Annotated in this window: 20 protein-coding genes and 1 pseudogene; 5 read left to right on the top strand and 16 right to left on the bottom strand. The window is 58.8% G+C overall.

Annotation, left to right across the window (positions count from 1 at the left end):
- Nucleotides 1-376: 376 nt before the first annotated feature.
- From NKI61_RS04140 to NKI61_RS04120, 5 genes are all read right to left on the bottom strand, one after another.
- The gene (locus tag NKI61_RS04140; protein ID WP_023725485.1) at nt 377-652 is read right to left on the bottom strand and encodes a hypothetical protein; all 276 of its coding nucleotides are present in this window, start codon (nt 650-652) and stop codon (nt 377-379) included.
- A gap of 296 nt (nt 653-948) precedes the next feature.
- Complete coding sequence (locus NKI61_RS04135) at nt 949-1,569, bottom strand: cysteine hydrolase family protein (protein ID WP_352513820.1); 621 nt, start codon at nt 1,567-1,569, stop codon at nt 949-951.
- Nucleotides 1,570-1,592: 23 nt separating this feature from the next.
- Complete coding sequence (locus NKI61_RS04130; protein WP_352838879.1) at nt 1,593-2,078, bottom strand: DUF6894 family protein; 486 nt, start codon at nt 2,076-2,078, stop codon at nt 1,593-1,595.
- Between the two features lie 101 nt (nt 2,079-2,179).
- On the bottom strand, nt 2,180-2,788 hold the full coding sequence (locus NKI61_RS04125) for a LysE family translocator (protein ID WP_352838878.1): 609 nt from the start codon (nt 2,786-2,788) through the stop codon (nt 2,180-2,182).
- A 5-nt stretch (nt 2,789-2,793) separates the two neighbouring features.
- Nucleotides 2,794-3,339 carry a hypothetical protein gene (locus tag NKI61_RS04120; RefSeq protein WP_352513823.1) on the bottom strand — a complete coding sequence of 182 codons (546 nt, stop codon included), beginning with the start codon at nt 3,337-3,339 and terminating at the stop codon, nt 2,794-2,796.
- Nucleotides 3,340-3,419: 80 nt separating this feature from the next.
- Here NKI61_RS04120 and ku point away from each other — a divergent pair, with 80 nt between their 5' ends.
- Entirely contained in the window at nt 3,420-4,247 is an 828-nt protein-coding gene (ku, locus tag NKI61_RS04115) for a non-homologous end joining protein Ku (RefSeq protein WP_352838877.1), read from the top strand.
- 654 nt (nt 4,248-4,901) lie between these two features.
- Here the strand turns inward: ku and NKI61_RS04110 are convergent.
- The 5 genes from NKI61_RS04110 to NKI61_RS04090 form a co-directional block, all read right to left on the bottom strand.
- Entirely contained in the window at nt 4,902-5,948 is a 1,047-nt protein-coding gene (locus NKI61_RS04110; protein ID WP_352838876.1) for an ATP-dependent DNA ligase, read from the bottom strand.
- A gap of 130 nt (nt 5,949-6,078) precedes the next feature.
- On the bottom strand, nt 6,079-6,585 hold the full coding sequence (locus tag NKI61_RS04105; RefSeq protein WP_023668075.1) for a YciE/YciF ferroxidase family protein: 507 nt from the start codon (nt 6,583-6,585) through the stop codon (nt 6,079-6,081).
- A gap of 328 nt (nt 6,586-6,913) precedes the next feature.
- A complete protein-coding gene (locus NKI61_RS04100) occupies nt 6,914-7,333 on the bottom strand; it encodes an HD domain-containing protein (protein ID WP_352838875.1) in 420 nt (139 codons plus the stop codon).
- Nucleotides 7,334-7,373: 40 nt separating this feature from the next.
- Nucleotides 7,374-7,784 carry a DUF427 domain-containing protein gene (locus tag NKI61_RS04095; protein ID WP_352838874.1) on the bottom strand — a complete coding sequence of 137 codons (411 nt, stop codon included), beginning with the start codon at nt 7,782-7,784 and terminating at the stop codon, nt 7,374-7,376.
- Between the two features lie 625 nt (nt 7,785-8,409).
- The gene (locus NKI61_RS04090) at nt 8,410-8,730 is read right to left on the bottom strand and encodes a hypothetical protein (protein ID WP_031195797.1); all 321 of its coding nucleotides are present in this window, start codon (nt 8,728-8,730) and stop codon (nt 8,410-8,412) included.
- Between the two features lie 165 nt (nt 8,731-8,895).
- Between NKI61_RS04090 and NKI61_RS04085 the strand changes: the two genes are divergently transcribed.
- On the top strand, nt 8,896-9,507 hold the full coding sequence (locus NKI61_RS04085) for a GNAT family N-acetyltransferase (RefSeq protein ID WP_352838873.1): 612 nt from the start codon (nt 8,896-8,898) through the stop codon (nt 9,505-9,507).
- Nucleotides 9,508-9,586: 79 nt separating this feature from the next.
- On the opposite strand, the gene NKI61_RS04080 is transcribed toward NKI61_RS04085, so the two are convergent.
- The 4 genes from NKI61_RS04080 to NKI61_RS04065 are packed head-to-tail and all read right to left on the bottom strand — an operon-like array spanning nt 9,587 to nt 11,959.
- A complete protein-coding gene (locus NKI61_RS04080; RefSeq protein ID WP_023681169.1) occupies nt 9,587-9,919 on the bottom strand; it encodes a hypothetical protein in 333 nt (110 codons plus the stop codon).
- Nucleotides 9,920-9,921: 2 nt separating this feature from the next.
- Nucleotides 9,922-10,284 carry a hypothetical protein gene (locus tag NKI61_RS04075; RefSeq protein ID WP_245260251.1) on the bottom strand — a complete coding sequence of 121 codons (363 nt, stop codon included), beginning with the start codon at nt 10,282-10,284 and terminating at the stop codon, nt 9,922-9,924.
- Nucleotides 10,281-11,501: an NRAMP family divalent metal transporter gene (locus NKI61_RS04070; protein WP_352838872.1), complete on the bottom strand. Its 1,221-nt coding sequence runs from the start codon at nt 11,499-11,501 to the stop codon at nt 10,281-10,283. The genes NKI61_RS04075 and NKI61_RS04070 overlap by 4 nt, the downstream gene beginning before the upstream one ends.
- Complete coding sequence (locus tag NKI61_RS04065) at nt 11,498-11,959, bottom strand: hypothetical protein (protein WP_352739049.1); 462 nt, start codon at nt 11,957-11,959, stop codon at nt 11,498-11,500. Before NKI61_RS04065 ends, NKI61_RS04070 begins: the two co-directional genes overlap by 4 nt.
- Nucleotides 11,960-12,484: 525 nt before the next feature.
- Here NKI61_RS04065 and NKI61_RS04060 point away from each other — a divergent pair.
- The 3 genes and pseudogenes from NKI61_RS04060 (at nt 12,485) to NKI61_RS04050 (ending at nt 14,629) form a co-directional block, all read left to right on the top strand.
- Nucleotides 12,485-13,282, top strand: a complete 798-nt coding sequence (locus NKI61_RS04060) for an SDR family NAD(P)-dependent oxidoreductase (protein WP_023696321.1) — start codon at nt 12,485-12,487, stop codon at nt 13,280-13,282.
- Between the two features lie 605 nt (nt 13,283-13,887).
- Nucleotides 13,888-14,290, top strand: a pseudogene (locus tag NKI61_RS04055) (SDR family NAD(P)-dependent oxidoreductase); the annotation flags it as partial.
- A 90-nt stretch (nt 14,291-14,380) separates the two neighbouring features.
- A complete protein-coding gene (locus NKI61_RS04050) occupies nt 14,381-14,629 on the top strand; it encodes a hypothetical protein (RefSeq protein ID WP_023681163.1) in 249 nt (82 codons plus the stop codon).
- 176 nt (nt 14,630-14,805) lie between these two features.
- Here the strand turns inward: NKI61_RS04050 and NKI61_RS04045 are convergent, their stop codons facing one another.
- Nucleotides 14,806-15,222 (bottom strand): response regulator, encoded by a 417-nt coding sequence (locus NKI61_RS04045; RefSeq protein ID WP_023741815.1) that lies wholly within the window; start codon nt 15,220-15,222, stop codon nt 14,806-14,808.
- The gene (locus tag NKI61_RS04040) at nt 15,219-18,332 is read right to left on the bottom strand and encodes a CheR family methyltransferase (protein ID WP_023704632.1); all 3,114 of its coding nucleotides are present in this window, start codon (nt 18,330-18,332) and stop codon (nt 15,219-15,221) included. The genes NKI61_RS04045 and NKI61_RS04040 overlap by 4 nt, the downstream gene beginning before the upstream one ends.
- Nucleotides 18,333-18,454: the final 122 nt, after the last annotated feature.

Genomic DNA, 18,454 nt, shown 5'->3' with positions numbered 1-18,454 from the left:
GCCATCGCCGTTTGCCATTGCCAGAGAGGCATGAATTGCGTTGCGCAACTCGGAAGGCGAGGCAGGCTTTGCGACCCATGTCCCTTGAAGGAAAATCGGATCGTGAAAACCCGAATTGGCGTAGTTTGCCGAATGGACGACAAAGGGGATGTTTCGGGCGTCAAGCAACGTAGCTATTCGTACGCAATCCCCGTCCGCCAGGCCGATATCCATGACAACAATGTCGGGAGAACTGCCCCTGAACCATTCCAGCGCGTCCGACGCAGGACGAAAAGACCCCAGCGATGTCGAACCCCGCGTCGCGCAACATGTCTTCAAGTTCGAGCGCGATAAACGCCTCGTCTTCCAAAATCGCAACGGACCTATGGTGGTCCAATTATCGCAGTCCTTTGCTCTCCGAAGCGATCGGCAGCGCAGCACGCCGCCTGACCGGTTCCACCCGGTGGTCGAAGCTCACGGCAATTTTCTTACCGGACATGGCATGGACCATAAGCCCGACCAATTCCTCGTCGTCGCAGCGACACTCAGGAAACCTTGCGCGGATTTCATCGACCGCAAACGCCGTCGAGATAATGTCGTCAGCGCGATAGCCAGAGATCACCGCGTAGACTGCGCTATAGGTCTCAAGGTCAATGACTTCGGTTTTCAGCACATCACCCTCCGTGCGGAAGGCCGACGGCAGAGGCGCCGGATGTCTCGCAAAGATTGCTAGACGCCGGCATCGAGTCTTCGGCGCTGTATCCTTTTCATTCTATGACGGTTGGCCGCGCTGTCGATAGCTCTGCAAGGCTTTGTACGCTTCCAGACACTGATTCACGCGAGCGACCCAATCAGGCAATCGTGCCGTTCATATACGTTTTCCGGTTCACTGTAGTGCCGTCCGCCAACTGAAACAGTCCGCCCGACCAGAATGACGATTGTCGGCCCTTTCACTTCAAGCCCCCCAGGTCAGCGAGTGAGTTGTGGCCAACACTCCAACACCTCCGCCATGCTGGCCGCCTCAATCTGCTCACTGAAGCGGGAATGGTATACTTCCATCAGTGCGTCATGGGTCTGGTCGGCAGAGCTGCAGATGGCATCGGTGACGAGAATGACGCGGAAGCCACGATCGATGGCGCCAAGCACGGTCGCGAGAACGCAAACGTCGGTTTCGCCACCGGTGATCACGAGCGCACGCACGCCGGAGCCACTCAGCAGCGCGTCGAGCCGCCCCTCGGTCCAGGGCGAATAGACATGTTTGTCGACCACCGTCGCCGGCGGTACAAATCGTGCAAGTTGAGGCATCAGCTCGATCAGGCGCGGATCGATGTTGGAAAGGGTTACCTCCGCCCACCGACGATAGTAGTTTGCCCACATTCCCGGCGCCTCGCCCGGGCGGGCGGCAGGAATGAAGCGCGTGAACAGGGTACGGGTGGGATGTCTGGCGACCAGTTCTTCGATCGCCGGGACCACCTTTTCAGCCCACGGCACGGGCCAAGGTCCACCCGGCGCAAACAGGCGCTGCATGTCGACGCACAGATGCAGGCCATCGTCGCCTATTGGTCCGTGAATCAATCCTTGGGCGGCCACTGGTGGATTCCGTCGGGTTTGGGTTACTGGCCTGCCTGCCGCGCTGCATCGGCCTCAGCCACATCAACAGTGTAAAGCAATTCACCGTTTTCGTTGGATACCCTCACAAGCCAGCCGGACAGAGCGTCCGTGCCAGGCTGCAGGTCGGCGAGAAGATCGATTGCGCAGCGGATAGCTTCGGACCGGGCCGCCTCAAGGCTCGCCATCCTCGACGGCGGTATGCGTCGGCTGGTTCCGCCATCGCGATACTCAAAGACATATACGTCGCCGGCGCCGTCGCTTGCAGAGGTTATCTCGACCTGGTCGAAATTGCCGTTGCTGCTCGCGTCATATTCATTGGCTGCGAGATCAAAGGTCGCTGTCTGGACCAGGATTGCCTTCGCGCGGGCAAGCACGTCATCTTCAGCTTGTATCCCGACGTTTGCCATGTCCACCGTAACGCAGTCGCCGCCCTCGCCGCAAAATATCACCCGGCGAACCGACTGCCCGTCTGGCGCCCTGGCATTCACCACTTCGGTCCGAACGACTTGCATGACACTCTCCTGCCTGTGTCTGACAATGTTCATGGTGCGCTTTCGGTTCCTGCGGATGCAGGCGCCGGCCCGGCAACTTAACGGCCTGCGCCGCCGCCAAAGGCCATTCGGAACCCAAGGCCAACAATGAGAAGGCCGGCGATCCGCTGCTGCCAAAGCCGCACACGAGGGCGCTTCAGGATCCAGGCGCCTATGCTGCCGGAGGCCACGGCATAGGTCCCCAACACCAACACGCCCGTCATTTTCTGAGTTGCTCCCAGCAGCAACAGTTGAAGCGTCACGGAACTCCCATGCGGATCAACGAACTGAGGCAGGAACGCTACCATAAACGTGATGGGCCACGGATTGAACAGATTGGCAATCATGCCTTCCCGTGCCGCGGCAACGGCCTTGATCGGGGTCGTATCCGGCCGGGTCTGTGTTTCCGGCTTCGTAAAGACCAGCCCTAGCCCGAGCCATACGAGATACGCCGCCCCAAGCCATTGCAGTGCTCCAAAAGCTAGTGGGGAGGTTCGCACGAGAGACGAAACACCGAACGCTATGAGAGGAAGCTGAACCATGCCGGCGCCGGCCGTCATCCCCAATACCGTGAACAGCGCAACCCTGCGTCCCTGCCCTATGCCGCGCGCCGTCACCAGCATGCTATCCGGCCCGGGCGGCATCTGCAGCAGGACGACCGTTCCCACGAATGCTATCCAATGGGCGGGATCGATGACTTGTTCCTCTCAACAATGATGCTCTTGTTGGACTTGGAGCGGCGATATAGCCGGTCAACGCGAAGCTGCGGCGCCGAGGCCGTTGCGCAGAAGTAGCTCATGTCTGGTTCAGAATTAACTGCAGAGCCGCGACCGCCTTGCTCCACGATCATCTCGGCAATGTACTCCTTGAGGTCCCCGACTTCGTCCTGAATGTCCTCTGGGGCGATGCCTTCCTCGTCTGCATCCGCGATGCATTGGCTTGCGAGTTCCTCTGCGGCATCGACGCCCTTCCGCATGAGAGCAGGCTTTTCGATCACATGCTCCTCAATCCATACTCCGACGAAATGGACTGTACGATTTACGATGAGGTCAGCGTCTTCCGAGAGCTGCGCCTCGCTTTTCAAATCGTCCCTCGTGGACACTTTCATGGAAATCACCTCGGCAAATGGGCTCACTTCCAACGCCGACAGGTTGCCAAAAGATGCACCGTGCCAATGAAAATCGCTGTCGAGACCGACAGGATTTCCCCCACCGGACATTCACGGTGCACCGAGCCCCCACCGCAGGAACAATTCGAACGGAAACGCGTTGCCCTAGCTGGAAACGGGATAAGCGCAAAATGGCCGCGCCACGTGCTGCCTGGAAGGGCTTCTTGAAGGTTGGCTCGGTTACTTGCGGCGTGAAGATTGTCGGCGCAACCAGCGAAGCATCCAAGATCCATTTCAAGATTTTGAACCGCAAGGACGGTCTGCCGGTCAGGAGCGTCTACGCCGATGAGGAGACCGGAAAGCTGGTGGATGCAGCGGATCAGGTGAAGGGTTTCGAGATCGAAAAGGACGAATTTCTCCAGATCGAACCTGACGACATAAAGGCGTTGAAGCTGACGTCGAAGCACACGCTCGAAGTCGGCGAATTCGTATCGATTGACGATATCGATACGCGCTATCTCGAGAAGCCCTACTATCTGATCCCGGCCGACGGCGCCGCAATCGAAGCATACGGAGTGATCCGCGATGCCATGAAGAACAAGGGCGTGGCCGCTCGATCTTGCGTGGTGCTCTACCAGCGCGGCCGCGAAGTGCTGATTCAGCCCTATGGCAAGGGCATGGTGATGACCGAGCTTCGCAACCACAACGAAATGGTTTCGGAAAGCACTGTGTTCGATGGATTGGCCAAGCAGAAATACGACCCCGATCTGCTCGAAATCGCCGGCATGCTTATTGACAAAAAAGTGACGACCTTCGATCCCTCGAAATTTGAAGACACCTATGAAGACGCGCTGATCGCCATGATCGATGCAAAGCGCAAAGGCAAGAAGCTGCCGAAGCCCGCACCAAGGCCACAGGAGAATGTCATCAACCTCGCTGAGGTGCTGAAGAAGAGCCTCAAACAGGAAGGGCTGGCGAAATCCACAAAGAGAGCCTCACCGAAACGCAAGACAGCATAGTTGATAACTGCCCAGCCAGAAGGTCCGCACAGCGGCCCCAGCCGCCCCTAAATCGCTCGGAACAATTCTCGCGGTTGCCCGTTGGCCACCAAGGACGATGCCTTATGGTCGAGATCAAGAACGTCGACGGGGCAGTCCTCAAAGTGCCAGAGGCAGCGGATGCCAACATTGCGCTCAAAGGAGCCGGAACGCAGGACTCTGATCGGGCGCCGACAAGCCCCAGGACCGCTGGCCATCGGTTAAAATACATGGGGTGTGAAAAGACCTTTCGCCTCCAGACGCGGCGACGCGCGACCTGTGGCGGGCCGAACCCCACGCCCAAGCGAAACCCGGAGAATAGATGTGCCCCCCAAACCAGAGCCAACCGAAGAGCCGCCAGTGGATGCGCCGACGTGGACGCCGGACATACGCGAGCCTGAGCCGGATCTTCTTCCCGACGAAGTGCCAGTCCCTAATCCGGACGAGAACCGTGATCCGCCAAAGCGAGGCGTGGTGACAGACTGAACAACGGGTTTGGTCCGGCATCCTCCTGCAAAGGCGTTTATCTCGCCGCCGGCTTTAAGATCGCCAGTGAAATGCGACTTGATTTGGCTGTGCCGAATGTCCGACGGACTTGGTCTCGATAGTGTGGACCTGCCGACGCTTCGCCAAGCCTCATTTTCCAAGTATCTGTTCGAACGTGCATTGCTTCGGGCTTTTGTCAGGACGCCATCGCAGAAATTTGGTGCCATGACGGAAACGATCGCCGGTGACATGATCGAACCGCACCTCCGCCACCAGTTCGGGCCGCAATGGCTCCCATTGTCCGCTCCTTTCCGTGCTCCACCGACTGGGGCCGCCCGGCGCTTTTCCCGTGAAGCCAGGATCCGATCGCAAAGCTTCAAGTTTTCGCGTGAGCTTGGCCCTGTCCTCCCGGGCGATCGTCGAAGTGAACCCGACATGGTCGAGTTGCCCCTGGTCATTGTACAGGCCAAGCAACAGGGAGCCGACTTCACGCAACTTCGCCAGGTAGCGGAACCCTCCGACGACACAATCGGCCGTGCGCAGGCGCTTGACTTTGACCATGGCGCGCTCGCCGGGTCGATATTCGTCATCGAGAAGCTTGGCAACGACCCCGTCGGTCGAACCTTGTCCGGATTGGCCAAGCCATCTGCCTGCCGCCGCCAAATCAAGCGTTGCCCGAGACAGTTCGAGATCCTTTCGCCCGGCCGACTTTACGAACAGTTCGAGTGCAGCGCGCCGAACCGAGAGCGGCTGCTGCATCAAGGCGCCCTCGGAGGTCGCCAACATGTCAAAGAGGATCAGCTTTGCCGGCGTCGCGACCGACAGTTTCCGGATCCTGCTTTCCGCCGGATGCAGCCGCATCTGCAAGGCGTCGAAAGAAAGAGAGCCTGCAATTTCGATGACGATCTCACCATCGACCACGAACTCTTTTGTTTTCAGTTCATGCAACATCGCGACGATTTCCGGGAAATACCGCCCTAACGGCTTGCCGGATTTTGCTCGCAACTCCACGGCCGCGCCGGCTTTAAAGGCCAGGCAGCGGAACCCGTCCCATTTGGGTTCGTATTGCCATCGGCCAGCATCGGCCGGCAACGTGTCGGCAGCCTTTGCTTCCATCGGCGCCGTGCTCAACGCCACGCCGAAAGACGATTTTGCACTCGTCGGCAGATCGCGAGGGATGGCAGATTCGCCCGTCATGAAAGTTCCGTGGACAACGATGGAGATCGACTCAACGCAGCACTGGTGCCGGTTCTTGGAAAGAATCATGCTCCAACAGGGTTAGGTCATGATGAGATTTCAACCAAATCTCATCATGACCTGGAACGGTCTACTCGGCAGCCTGCATGTTGATCTTGCTTTCCGCCATTTCGGTGAGCTTGCGATCGGTCGCCTGCTCTTCTTTCAGGTTCTTGGCCAACACGTTGGCGCAGTCACTGCGGCCAAGCTGCTTGGCCCAGGCGATGAGCGTGCCATATCTGGTCATCTCATAGTGTTCGACCGCCTGCGCGGACGCTATCAGTGCCGCGTCTAGAACCTCCTTGTCGTCGACGTCGCCGCTCACATCGTCGGCTTCTTCGAGAATGCCGTCTATCGCCGGGCAGTTGACCTCCTTGGCCTTGACGCCATGCAATTCGAACACCTGTTCGACGCGCTCGATATGGCCTTTGGTCTGCTCGAGGTGTTTTTCGAATCCAGCCTTCAATTGCGGATCGGTTGCCTTGCCGATCATCTTCGGCAGCGCTTTCTCGATCTGCTTTTCGGCGTAATAGATGTCGCGCAGCGTGTGCACGAAGAGATCGTCGAGTGTCTTGATGTCCTTCGAAAAGAAGCCCATGGCCTTACCTTTCATTGTGCAAGTTCGGGTTCGGCGGCGGCTTGCCCGCCACCCGCGGAGGCCGGGAACTCGTCCCGGCTTGCTGGTCAACGCACCGGTGCTGGAGGAGTTCCTAATTCCGAGCCGGCCGTTACTCCTTTTCGGGACGCTGCGGTCCATCTCCGGAGGAGCTTTGACCCGATCACACGTTCCATGGTCCAGCGAGGACCCTCAGGCGCACGCCGGCGCGGAAAAACTGACGGCCAGGAGAGCCGAAACGTGCTGTGCGCCGCAAGCTCTCGCAGGCGATGGCTGCTTCGGCAGATGCAATGCCAGCGCCGGGCGCGCACTATTGTCGGGAGAACTCTTGGTCAAGTATGCGAAGGCCCTCTTCATATTTGGCCGCCGACGCTCCGACCTGCCTCGACTGCCAGATGTTGTCCTCCAGATCGGCGCGTTTTACGGGGAGCGCCACTGGGTTCGACGCAGCCCGCCGGACAAAGGCGAAATACTCCTCATCCGGCCTGCGCGACAAGGCATCGACCGCCGCGGTAATTGTCGGTCCGAAGCCTGCTTCTTCGAGCTTGGCGCGGGTCCAGCCCTCGCCTTTCTCCAGAACGTCATGAAGGTAGGCAACAGTCTTCTGATCGATTGTCTCGACAGCGTCGACGACACGGCGGCAATGCTCGATGTAGGGCCGCCCGGTCTTATCGCGCTGCGACGCGTGAACCTCCTCCGCAATCTTTGCCGCCTGGTAGAAAATGCTCATCGCGCCTGTCGTTACCGTGATTGTCTCTGCCTGATGAAACCTATTCGACGATATGTGGCGTGTGTCGCTTGTCCTCGGCAGGGTCGACATCGATACGGGCCTTTTCCGGATCGAAAGCGCCGTGACCTGCAATAGCCAGAGCAGCCGCATCGGGCGTTTCGTAGGCCCACATGAAATCGTCGGAAGAACTGCCGACGGCGTGGACACGCCAGTAGCTTGCGGTGCCTTTAAGCGGGCACCGGGTGGTGGTGTCGCTCTTTTCGAACAGATCGAAATAGATGTCCTCGAAGGGGATATAGAAAACGGGCTCGTGCCCGTCTTCACGCAGGACCTTCGCCCGCTCCGTGGCTGCGACGATGGCGTCGGAAAACCGCACCGTCACTGTGCCGGAAAACGGTTCTATGGCCAATCGGCCAAGGTTTTGCTGTGAAGTTGCGCCTGAAGTTTGCATCTGAATTTCTCCCTGGCGATTACCGCAATATGCCTGGAGACGAAATGCGCGGCGGCGCTTCAGGTTCCGGCATGTCCGATGAACCTGAATGGCGGGCCTTAAAGCGCCTCCCGCTTGCCGTATCCAGCAGTTCTCGTTGGTAAGGCGCGGTGAAATGCTCGTCCAACCCATTCGAAGACTTTAGAAGGACGACACGGTCGTCGCTTTCGTGGAGCGTCAGGGCTGGCACCGAAATGATCTTCGCCGCTACTTGCCGGCGGGCGAGTTCGTGGCTGGAGATGCTCCAGCTGTTTGGCCGTCGTCAGCTGCCGCCTCATGTACGGGCTCCGGGGCGGCCTCAGTTGCGGCCAAGTGGGCCGCAAGGTCGCTATAGACCTTGTCCCTGCCGCCATCGTGTTTAGCGATCAGGCCAAGTAAGTCATGACGGCTTAGCTTTGCAATCTTCATTAGGAATTCGAATTCGTGCTTCGGAATGGAGGCTGCTAAGCGATCGAGTTTGGCCCGCCGGGTCTCTTTGGACACATGTGCTCCTATGTATCCAGGCAGCATGCGAGGCACGTGTTCGAAGGCCCGCCATTGTCTTGATGGCGGGCCTTCGGGCGGCCGAAGCCGCTAGGTCCATCGGCTACTTGTTGCAATTTTGCACGGTCGAGGTCGTTGCGCCACTTGCAGTGTTGTTATCGATGTCATTGCCTGCGGCGTCCTTGCAACGGTCGGTCATGCCGTTCGATTTTGTAGTCGAGTTTGTGGAATTCGGATCGGTTGGCACGGCCGCATTCCCGCTGCCAGTGCCATTGCCAGCGGCGCCGCCGCTGCCAACAGTTCCAGTGCCAGTTCCATTACCCGTGCCAGCCGTGCCGCCAGCACCCGTTCCATTTGTCTGCGCCAAGGCGGAACCGGCCAAGGCAATAGTTAGCACCGACGCGGCTAGAATTTTCTTCAACATTGGAGTCTCCGTGTTTGAATCGCCGAATTGCGATCGCTTTCCCAACGACAGGTTTTTCTCATTGTTCCCGGCGTAATGGATTGTGATCCGCAGCAGCCTTCGTCGAGGTGGACACTCTTGACGGCGCACGAATTGTGATGAGACCTGACAAGGGCAGGATGGGCTTTGTTCAACACCAAAGCGATATGTTGGGCGCGGCTGCATGCATCCGACGCGGATCGCGATGCGGAATGTGGGCAAGACGGTTACAACAGAAGCGGCGATCAGAGCTGCGAGCGAACCGGCCGCCTTGATGTTAATCTGACGGTTGAATCTCAAGACCATTCCGACGCAGGAGCAGAACGCATGCCGGCTCGATCCGAAGGATTTACAATCGCTCTGGCTCACAACGGGGATGCACGAACGCAGGCGGCCGCTGCGCTCTATCGACACAACATCGAACAAACCGGAATCGATGACCGGGCAGTGATCGGCGCGGAGCTTACCGACCCCTCGGGAAAGATCTGGGGTGGAATTTGGGGCAGAACGGAACTGGGGCTCCTGTTTCTCGACATGTTCTTCTTGCCTGAAAAATTGCGTGGCCGATCCTATGGATCACAGCTTCTTATGGCGATTGAGGAGGAAGCCGTTAGGCGTGGATGTAAGAGAGCCGTCGTCGAGACGAGCAGTTTCCAGGCGCCTCAATTTTACCGGCTTCATGGGTTTGAGGAATTCGGCAAAGTCGAATTCGTTATTCCAGGACACGCCCGCATCTTCCTTCGCAAGAACCTGCAGTAATCTTTGCGGAGGCGCCATCTGCACGAACGGCTGTTCGCCGGCAAAACGCCGGCGCCTTAGCCCTCCCAGCCGTAGCCATCTACTCCCGAAGGTCCTTTTGCCCTTTCCATCCGGGAAGCTCGGTCATCGGGCATAGCAGCCGCGGTCGCGCCGGATCGGAGATATCGAGTTTATCCCAGGGAATGCGGTACAGGCCGTCGCGACGGCGCAGCCGAAACAGGTCGAGCATCGCGATGCCGATGGTCGAAGCCGACAGACGCTCGAACGCGGCGTAGATGCCAACGTGGAATTCAGTAACGACGAGCTCGTCGCCACGCTGTTCGGCGAGAATCTCTTCGATGTGACCGATGCTCTTTCCACGCTGCGAGAGCACGCGTCGCCCGGCAAGATGTTCGAGGTTGACTGTCCTCATCATCACGCTCCTGGGATGCGCCCGATGACATGATCGCGCAACCAGTCCTGCCAGGCGAAAATCGACGTCTCGCCCACCTCGATGTCACATTCGATGTCGAGCCCGTTGTCCTGCACCTTTTTCCACGCAATCCTGTGTGGCTCGGCGTGGCGTTTGCCACCCACCCTCGTCGCCAGTTGCGCCATCCATTCCCCGGGCCGCGCGCCAAGGCGGCGCGCCAAAGTGATGGAGCCGAGTTCTATCGCGACAATCCTTGGTGGTTTGCCCCGCCGCAACTCGGCCACCACTCCGTCGACCTTGCCGATCTTGACCCGCCGGCGGTCGAACACCTGCTTGTCCAGGAGATCACGCATCAATTCCATCATGTGCCTCCGAATATCTGCAGCGGAATCGTCACCACGGCGAGCACGAAGGCAAGCGCGATAATGAAGACAACGGCGGCATTCGAAATGATGCCGTTGCGATGTTCGCCGACATAGCGTTCGTCATTCAGCAGGAAGAGAAATGGAACTACCGTCAGCGGAAGGCTCGCCGCCGTTACCGCCATGGAAAAGATGGTCAGCCTCAGTGGGTCGAGGCCAAGCATGATCGGAATGGCGGCCAAAAACAATGATGCCGTATAGACGGCACTGAAGCCCGGATCATCGCGCGGCTTGCGATCCTCGCCCCAGGTCCAGCCAAAGCCCTGTGCCACCAGATATGCCTGTTGCAACCCGACTTCGAGTGCGGCGCCGAAACAGGCAATGGCGAGCGAGGCAACGAATAGAACGAACCCCCAGAAGCCGAATATAGGGATCAGCATCAACGGCAGTTGGTGATAGTCGTCCACCTGGTCGATGCCGCGCGTCGCGAGAACGAGAGCAGCGACGATCAACACGCCGATCGAAATGGTCCCACCAAAGGTCATGCCCAGCCCGGCGATGGCACGATTGGCCCCAAGGTGGCTTTCATCCCATTTGTCCTCGATAGCTCCCGAGGAATAGAACATGAAAAGATAAGGCGATATCGACGCGCCGAGAATGCTGGCCGCCATGAACCAGTAATTGATGGCATCGTGAGCCGGCAGCGAAGGCACGGCGCTGCCAGCGACCGCTGTCCAGTCGGGCTTTAACATCACCGCACCAACCACGAAGCACAGCGTCACGAGGCCGAGGACCGAAACGCCTTTCTCGATAAAGCCAAACGTGCCTTTCCACAGCAGCAACCATGCCAGCAACGCCACCGGCAGTGCCCACCACTGGAAGCCTATGCCGGTGGCAAGTTCGAGTGCGATGGCCACACCGCCGATCTCAGCGGACAGCACCATGAAATTGACGAGAAGGACGACGAGCAACGTCCATAGGAAGACGTTGAACCCAAATCTTTCACGAATGCCCTCTGAGATCGTGTGATGGCTCATCGCGGCGAACCGACCGGCCATTTCAACCAAAAAGATGATGCATATGGTGCCGAGAACTATGGCCCAGATCAGCTGGAATCCGAAGGCGGCACCCGCCTGCGCCGCCGTAGCCATCGACCCGACTTCGAGGAAACCTCCGACACTGGTGACGACGCCAAGCGATATTTCCAGAAGTTTCTTCACGGCTTTGGTCCGAAAGCGCTGGTGTAAGCGGCGGCGAGCGAGCGCATGCCCGCCCGAAGATCCTGTTGTGCGCTTTCCACCTCAGTGCGATTGTTCACCCGCAATCCCGCCTCGGCATGCGCCACCGCCACCGACAAACTGTTGACTGCTGCCGTCAGTCCTGCTCGCCCGGCTGGTTCAGCGGTCTCGGCCGATCGAATTTGCGCCTCGACATCGGCCAGCGTTTTTCCGACCGAGTGCAGTGCGGCCGTGGCATAGGCGGACGGTGCCGCTCCCTCCACCCAGGCATCCAGCACCATCGATACGGTCTGTGCCGCGGAGGCCGCTGTTCGTGATTGCTGCGCCACCTGATTGGAAGACGAGCATCCGGCCAACCCGGCTAGAATCAGAAGCAAGCACAGGCAGCCAACCGGAAAATGACGGTCGTTATGGGGTACAGCGCGCGTTGGATGCGCCACGCGGATTTCCTCCCCGGCCCGAACCAACTGCGTCCGGCATCAATGATCTAGAGCGCTCGGAGAGCTCGTCAAACGAAACCGACGACGAGCCTGTGAGGTCGGCTAGTCCCACGTAACAAAACGCTCCATCCCGGACAGCCGTGAAAGAGGGCGGGCCCGCGCTTCTCTTTGGCGCGGAGAAGCGCGGGCAGATCGGGCTGAGGGGATGACCCGATCGCGCAGCATCAACATGGGAGGGCAACAACGCTGCACGGTTCGAACTTCCAGCCGGGCCACTTGTTCCAACTTCAACTGATTAGGCTCATCGCCGTTCTGAGTACTCAATCCAGGCGTTGGTGGGCCTTTTGAAGGTAGGCCATGGCGAGTTCTCATGGCGTAGAACGGTTTTTGTCGCAACGGCCCATCCATGAACGCGCGCAACGACCGCGACGACGACCGTCGCCTGACCGTCATGACAGCGCACGATCAATCCAGCCCAAACGCCGCGGAACAATTGTGCCCACTCGTGGTTCCGATGGCACGAAGATGGAGGATATGATGACGGACGCCAAACTCGCTGTGGTGACCGGCGCCTCGAGTGGCATCGGAAGGGAACTCGCAAAGCTGTGCGCTAAAGACGGTTACGACCTGATCATCGCCGCCGACGAGCCGGCTATCCGGCAGGCGGCAGAGGCACTTGAGACCCACAATGTAACGGTCGAAGCCATTGAGGCCGATCTGGCGACCGTCGAGGGCGCCGATCGGTTGATCTCCCAGATCGGCGATCGCGATATCGACCTGTTGTTTCTCAATGCGGGACGCGGGCTCGGCAACGGCTTCGTCGACCAGGACTGGCGAAAAGTCCGCCGGATCATCGACACCAATGTCACCGGAACGGTCTATCTGGCGCATGAACTCGGCGCCAAGATGGCCCGGCGAGGCCGCGGGCGCATCCTGTTCACCGGGTCGATCGCCGGCTTCATGCCCGGCACATTCCAGGCCGTCTACAACGGCACGAAGGCGTTCATCGATTCCTTCTCGATCGCGCTCCGCCATGAGCTGAAAGATAGCGGCGTGACGGTCACCGTGCTGATGCCTGGCCCCACGCAGACGCGATTCTTCGAGCGCGCTGAAATGATGGATACAAAGGTCGGCTCCGATGAAAAGGACAATCCGGCCGATGTCGCCAAAACGGGTTACGAGGCGATGATGGCCGGTGATGAACAGGTCGTCAGCGGTTGGAAAAACAAGCTGCAGGTTGCCGCCGCGCATGTCACGCCGGCAGGCACCTTGGCCGAACAGCACCGTAGGATGGCCGAGCCGGGGTCGGCGTCCAGCGACTGAGCTGATATTTCGCGTCATCAAACGGGCTGGCATTCGCAGAGACCGCATGTGCTGCGCGAGGCAATCTATCGCTGCCGCAAGGCGGCACCATCTCGGTTCCCGGCGTCTGTGTTGGCCTGGTCGATCACATCCCGTCTGGCGGCGATCAATAAGGGACCGGCTTTCCGGATGGGCCAGACGCATACGCAACGCTACCTGGAACCTTTATTGGCGACGGTCCAGAACGGCGAAATCGATTCCTCCTTTCTGACTACCCACCGGCCGATCTGGAAACAGGGCCGGATCTCTACAAGACGTTCCGCGACAAGCAGGAGGTTGTGTCAAAAGTGGTGATGCGGCCTCACGGCCGAGACGGGCAAGGCGACCGACACTCACTGCAATCACAAGGGAACATTCGCGTCGACGGCCGGTTAGGTGCCACTTCCGTAACGGTCACCTGCCGTCAAAGCGAGCCCATGATGAACCACGACCAGCATGACAATGTACCAGACGCAGCGCGCAGACTTGTCGTCGGAAGCATGGCGGGAGGAATTCTCGCCGCTTATGCTTCCACGGCGTCAGCCGATACGGGAACAGTGCCTGCTAAAGCAGGCCCTGCGAGCCCGATGCTAAAACAGAATCCGGTGACGCAATATCACCAGCCGCCTTTCAAGCCACAGGAACAGAAGTGGCCGGGTTTGGCCAGCAAAATGGTGCCGCGCCCGGACCACGGCGAAACGACCTACAAAGGATCAGGCAGGCTTGCCGGCCGCAAAGCGCTGATAACCGGCGGCGATTCCGGTATTGGTCGTGCGGCGGCGATTGCATTCGCGCGCGAGCGTGCGGACGTTGCTTTCGGCTACCTCCCCGAAGAACAGGAAGACGCCGACGAACTGGTGGACCTAATAAAAGCGGCAGGTCAAAAGGCTTGCCGGCGATATCCGCAATGAGGCCTTTTGCAGAAAGCTGGCCGATGAAGCAGCAACGACCCTCGGCGGTCTCGACATCCTGGTCAGCAACGCTGCCCGCCTCACTCGAGTCCACGGTCCTCAAAAAGGGCCGCCAAGGCCACCGCTCCTTAGGCGTGGTGGGCTTTCAGACTGTCTACAGGAGGAACCAATGGCTGGCGATGAAATAGAAAGAAGGCGACTGCAGATGTTGATCGAACAATATCTGGAGACCCGTAAGCGACGGCACGATTTCGTGTCGATCGCGAATGCCGAACTCGCGATCAAGGCGGTCATGCCGCATTGCCCGGTGTCAAACGCAGCGTTGGCAGAGATGATTGCCGCTGGCGCCGTCACTTACGGCCTTGGCGTCCTATTCGACGCGAAGCAAACCGAGGGCGAACTGCCCGTTGTTTGCTAGGCTCATCGCCTGACCAATCGTCGCGCCGTCGCGAAGTTTCGCCCAGCTCTGGAATACGCCAGACCGGGAGCATGCCATCGTGCCGGCCGGATCGCAGGCACTTGCCGGCGACGTCGTCTCGGGCCTGGACCCGAATGTCGTCGCATATCTGATGAAAAACCAGTGTCTTTGTGCAGTTACCGGGCTTCTCGTTGGGTTGGCACCGTTCCGCTGTCCTGGTGTCTTGCCAAAGCTGTCGGTTGAACACCGAGCATATTTCGCACGGCCTCGACCAGCGCGGCAGCCCACACGGGTTTTGACAGCATCTTGTGATGACGCAAATCCTGCGGAATGTCGGATGTTGTGTACCCACTGACGAAAATAAACGGAATTCCGCGTTGCGCTAGAAGAGGGACAAGGGCAGCGCTGGTCTCGCCGCCGAGACCAATGTCCAGGACCGCGGCAGATATGACTTCACTCTCGATCAGCTTTTTCGCGCGAGCAACGGACGGCACTGGCCCGGCGATGGCGAAGCCGGCCTCTTCCAGAATTGCGCGGTGCTCCTCCGCGACCAGCCATTCATCTTCGACGATAAGGATACGAGATGCAGTCACGTTTCGCTCTCCCGATGATCAAACGGAAACTCAATCCGCAAGCTCAAACCATCGGAACCGAAAGATGTTTCAAAATTTCCGCCAAGCCGATACTCAATTTCGCCTTTCACCAGCGAAAGACCAAATCCCGTCTTCTCAGGCGGAATGACAGCGGGACCGCCGCTTTCTAACCATTCGAGCTGAAAACCGTGATCCGACGCCGACCAAGTCACGGACACCACGCCGTTTGGCACGGACAAGGCGCCATATTTTCCAGCATTCGTGGCAAGTTCATGGATCACCATGCCAAGCGACAGGCCCTGCTGAGGCTTGAGCCGAATGTCCTCGCCTGTGGTGTTGATGCGTTCCAGCCCGAACGGCTCGACTTCCTGCCGCACGATTTCCTCTACCGAGACCTCTTTCCAGCTTTCACGCGAGAGCACTCCGTAGGCCCGGGCCATGGCGCGCAGGCGACCGATGAGCGCTTCGGCGAAAGCCTCCGAAGAGGGAGCATTTTTCAGGGTCTGACTGGCAATGCTGACCGTAACAGCCAGCATGTTCTTGACCCGATGGTTGAGTTCCGAGATCAATACCCGCTGGTGGGCTTCGGCTTCAGCCATGGTCGTCACATCGACAAAGGTCACCACCACGCCCTGGATTTTCCGCGCGCTGTCGCGGTAGGGGATCAGCCGCACGAGATAGTGGATGCCGTTGCTATCGCGCGGCAGCTGGTGCTCGATCATCTCGCCGGCCCTGAAAACCTGGGCAATATGGTCGCGCAGGTGCGGATAATCGAGCCGGCTGGCAAGATCGGTCAGCGGTCTTCCGATGTCGGTCGGCAGCAAGTTGAAGAACGAAGACGCCGCCGGCGTGAAGCTGCGGATAACCAGCTTGGTATCGAGAAAAACAGTCGCGATCTGTGTGCTCTCGAACAGGTTCTTCAGATCGCTGTTGGCACGATCGAGATCCTCGATCTTGGAAACCAGTTCGGCATTGATGGTGTTCAATTCCTCATTGAGGGACTGCATTTCTTCCTTGGAGGCCTCGAGCTCCTCATTGGAGGACTGGGCTTCTTCGTTGACCGAGACGAGTTCCTCATTGGAAGATTTCAACTCCTCCAACGCGGTCTCATATTCTTCGATCGTCGATTGCAGGCGCTCGCGCGTATCGCGGAGCTCGCGTTCGAAATCAGCAATCCCAGATGCCACCGGCTGTCGAACCTTTAGAGCCTCCAGCCGCGGCTGCGGCTGGCCCACCGGCTCGAACAGGACGAGAAACAGCGGCTCGCCGCTGCCGCGATCAGTCAAGGGCTCGATCGTCAATGTGACGAATTGGACACGATCTTCATCTTCTTCAATGGCTATCGCTTCGCGCACAACCGTGCGCCGGCCCTCGGCGGCTTCCCGCAAAGCGCCGCGCAATTCCAGACGCAGGCCGCTGCGTGCCATTGTGAGCAATTGTCTGCTCGGCACCCCTTGCGGCGGCTCGAGATATTTGCCGGTTCGGACCGAGTAATAGACGACATCGCCATCACCATTGACGACGACGTGAGCCGGAGCGAAGCGTTCGAGAACCTGCGCTTCAACGGTTTGCCTTAGGGAATAAGACAACCCGCGGCGGGCATGAGTGTCATTGGCGCTGGAAAAGTTGCTTGCAGGCGCAGCATTCAACAAGATCGGCAGCCGCGGCGGCGCCGTATGTTCTCGTGCCTTGAATATCCGTTGTTTCTTGTCGACCGGTGCAAACAGATCGGCATGCTGGCTTATGCTCTCGGAGGTGCCAAGGAACAGATAGCCGCCGGGCTTCAGCGAATAGTGGAAGGTCGGAATAACCTGCTTTTGCACATCGGGGCCGAAATAGATCAGCAGGTTCCGGCACGACACCATGTCCATGCGCGAGAAGGGTGGATCACGGATGACGCTGTGCGCCGAGAAGATGCAGAGATCACGTACGCTCTTGCTCAAGATGAAACTTGTGCCGTCATTGCTGAAGAAGCGTTCGCGACGTTCAGGCGAAACGCCCGCAAGCAATGACTCCGGATAGCGCGCCGAACGTGCGATGCCCAACGCCGCGTCATCGATGTCCGTGGCGAAAATCTGGATGCGCGGCACAGCCGAAAGTGTATCCATATGCTCGCGCATCAGCATTCCGATCGAGAAGACTTCCTCGCCGGTTGCGCAGCCGGGCACCCAGACGCGGATCGTATCGTTGGCGTCCTTGCCTTCGAAAAGTTTGGGGATGACGGTTTCTTCCAGGGTCTTGAAAGCGTCCGTATCGCGGAAGAAATTTGTCACGTTGATCAGCAGGTCGCGAAACAGCGACCGCACTTCCTCCGCATTTGAACGAAGCAACTCTATATAGGCATCGATCGCCGTGTTCTGTGTTATTTGCATGCGTCGCCTGACGCGACGCAAGAACGTCTTGGCCTTGTAGCCCGAGAAATCATGTCCCGAATGGCTGCGCAGGATCGCGTAGATTTCCTCCTGGCCCTTGCGGAGTTTCAAAGCACTGGCCTTGCCATCGTCAGCTTCAAGCTCGTCGAGCAGTTCAAAGCTATGGGCAAATTCCATGAGTTTCGCACCCATCTCATCGGCCGGGATGGCGATATCGATCAGACCGGAACTGATCGCGCTGCGCGGCATGTCGGGATTGCTCGGACCCGACTCGTCGGAGAGTTGCGCCAGCGTCAGGCCGCCATGCTCCTTGATTGCCTTGATGCCCAACGTACCGTCGGAATCGCCGCCCGACAGGACGACGCCGACGGCGTATTCGCCCTGATCCTCGGCCAGCGCGCTGAAAAAGATATCGATGGGCTTGCGCTCCCTGGACACCGAATTCGGTTGGCGCAGCTTTAGGCTGGAATTTTCGATGGTGAGGATCGCGTTGTGCGGCATCACATAGACGGTGTCAGGATGGATATCCATTGCATCTTCAGCGACACGAACCGGAATTCCGGTGTAAAGCGCAATCACTTCGTGCAGCAGACTTTCCCGTTCCGGGCTGAGATGCGTGACGATCACGAACGCCATCCCGCTCGAAGACGGCATCCCGCGAAAAAATCCCTCCATGGCGGCAATGCCGCCCGCAGAGGCGCCAATACCGACTATGGGGAACCTCGGCAGCTTTTGCATCAATTGTCCTGCTTCAGTGAAATGCAACGCGGCAGCGCTGATTTCGATCCAATGTGTAAACCGTTCCTGGTCGAATTCCCATCCCGCACCGCCGATAGCCACGGAACCGATGGACGCGACCG

The sequence above is a fragment of the Mesorhizobium sp. M0514 genome (genome assembly GCF_040321145.1).
Lineage (GTDB): Bacteria > Pseudomonadota > Alphaproteobacteria > Rhizobiales > Rhizobiaceae > Mesorhizobium.
This window is presented reverse-complemented; position numbering and strand designations above follow the sequence as displayed.

Bases quoted from the DNA above. Each gene is read 5' to 3' on its own strand.
- NKI61_RS04100 (WP_352838875.1), bottom strand. From the start codon at position 7,333: ATGAGCATTTTCTACCAGGCGGCAAAGATTGCGGAGGAGGTTCACGCG.
- NKI61_RS04040 (WP_023704632.1), bottom strand. From the start codon at position 18,332: ATGCAAAAGCTGCCGAGGTTCCCCATAGTCGGTATTGGCGCCTCTGCG.
- NKI61_RS04080 (WP_023681169.1), bottom strand. From the start codon at position 9,919: ATGAGGACAGTCAACCTCGAACATCTTGCCGGGCGACGCGTGCTCTCG.
- NKI61_RS04060 (WP_023696321.1), top strand. From the start codon at position 12,485: ATGGAGGATATGATGACGGACGCCAAACTCGCTGTGGTGACCGGCGCC.
- NKI61_RS04120 (WP_352513823.1), bottom strand. From the start codon at position 3,339: ATGTCCGGTGGGGGAAATCCTGTCGGTCTCGACAGCGATTTTCATTGG.
- NKI61_RS04110 (WP_352838876.1), bottom strand. From the start codon at position 5,948: ATGACGGGCGAATCTGCCATCCCTCGCGATCTGCCGACGAGTGCAAAA.
- NKI61_RS04090 (WP_031195797.1), bottom strand. From the start codon at position 8,730: ATGTTGAAGAAAATTCTAGCCGCGTCGGTGCTAACTATTGCCTTGGCC.
- NKI61_RS04050 (WP_023681163.1), top strand. From the start codon at position 14,381: ATGGCTGGCGATGAAATAGAAAGAAGGCGACTGCAGATGTTGATCGAA.
- NKI61_RS04105 (WP_023668075.1), bottom strand. From the start codon at position 6,585: ATGGGCTTCTTTTCGAAGGACATCAAGACACTCGACGATCTCTTCGTG.
- NKI61_RS04075 (WP_245260251.1), bottom strand. From the start codon at position 10,284: ATGATGGAATTGATGCGTGATCTCCTGGACAAGCAGGTGTTCGACCGC.
- ku (WP_352838877.1), top strand. From the start codon at position 3,420: ATGGCCGCGCCACGTGCTGCCTGGAAGGGCTTCTTGAAGGTTGGCTCG.
- NKI61_RS04095 (WP_352838874.1), bottom strand. From the start codon at position 7,784: ATGCAAACTTCAGGCGCAACTTCACAGCAAAACCTTGGCCGATTGGCC.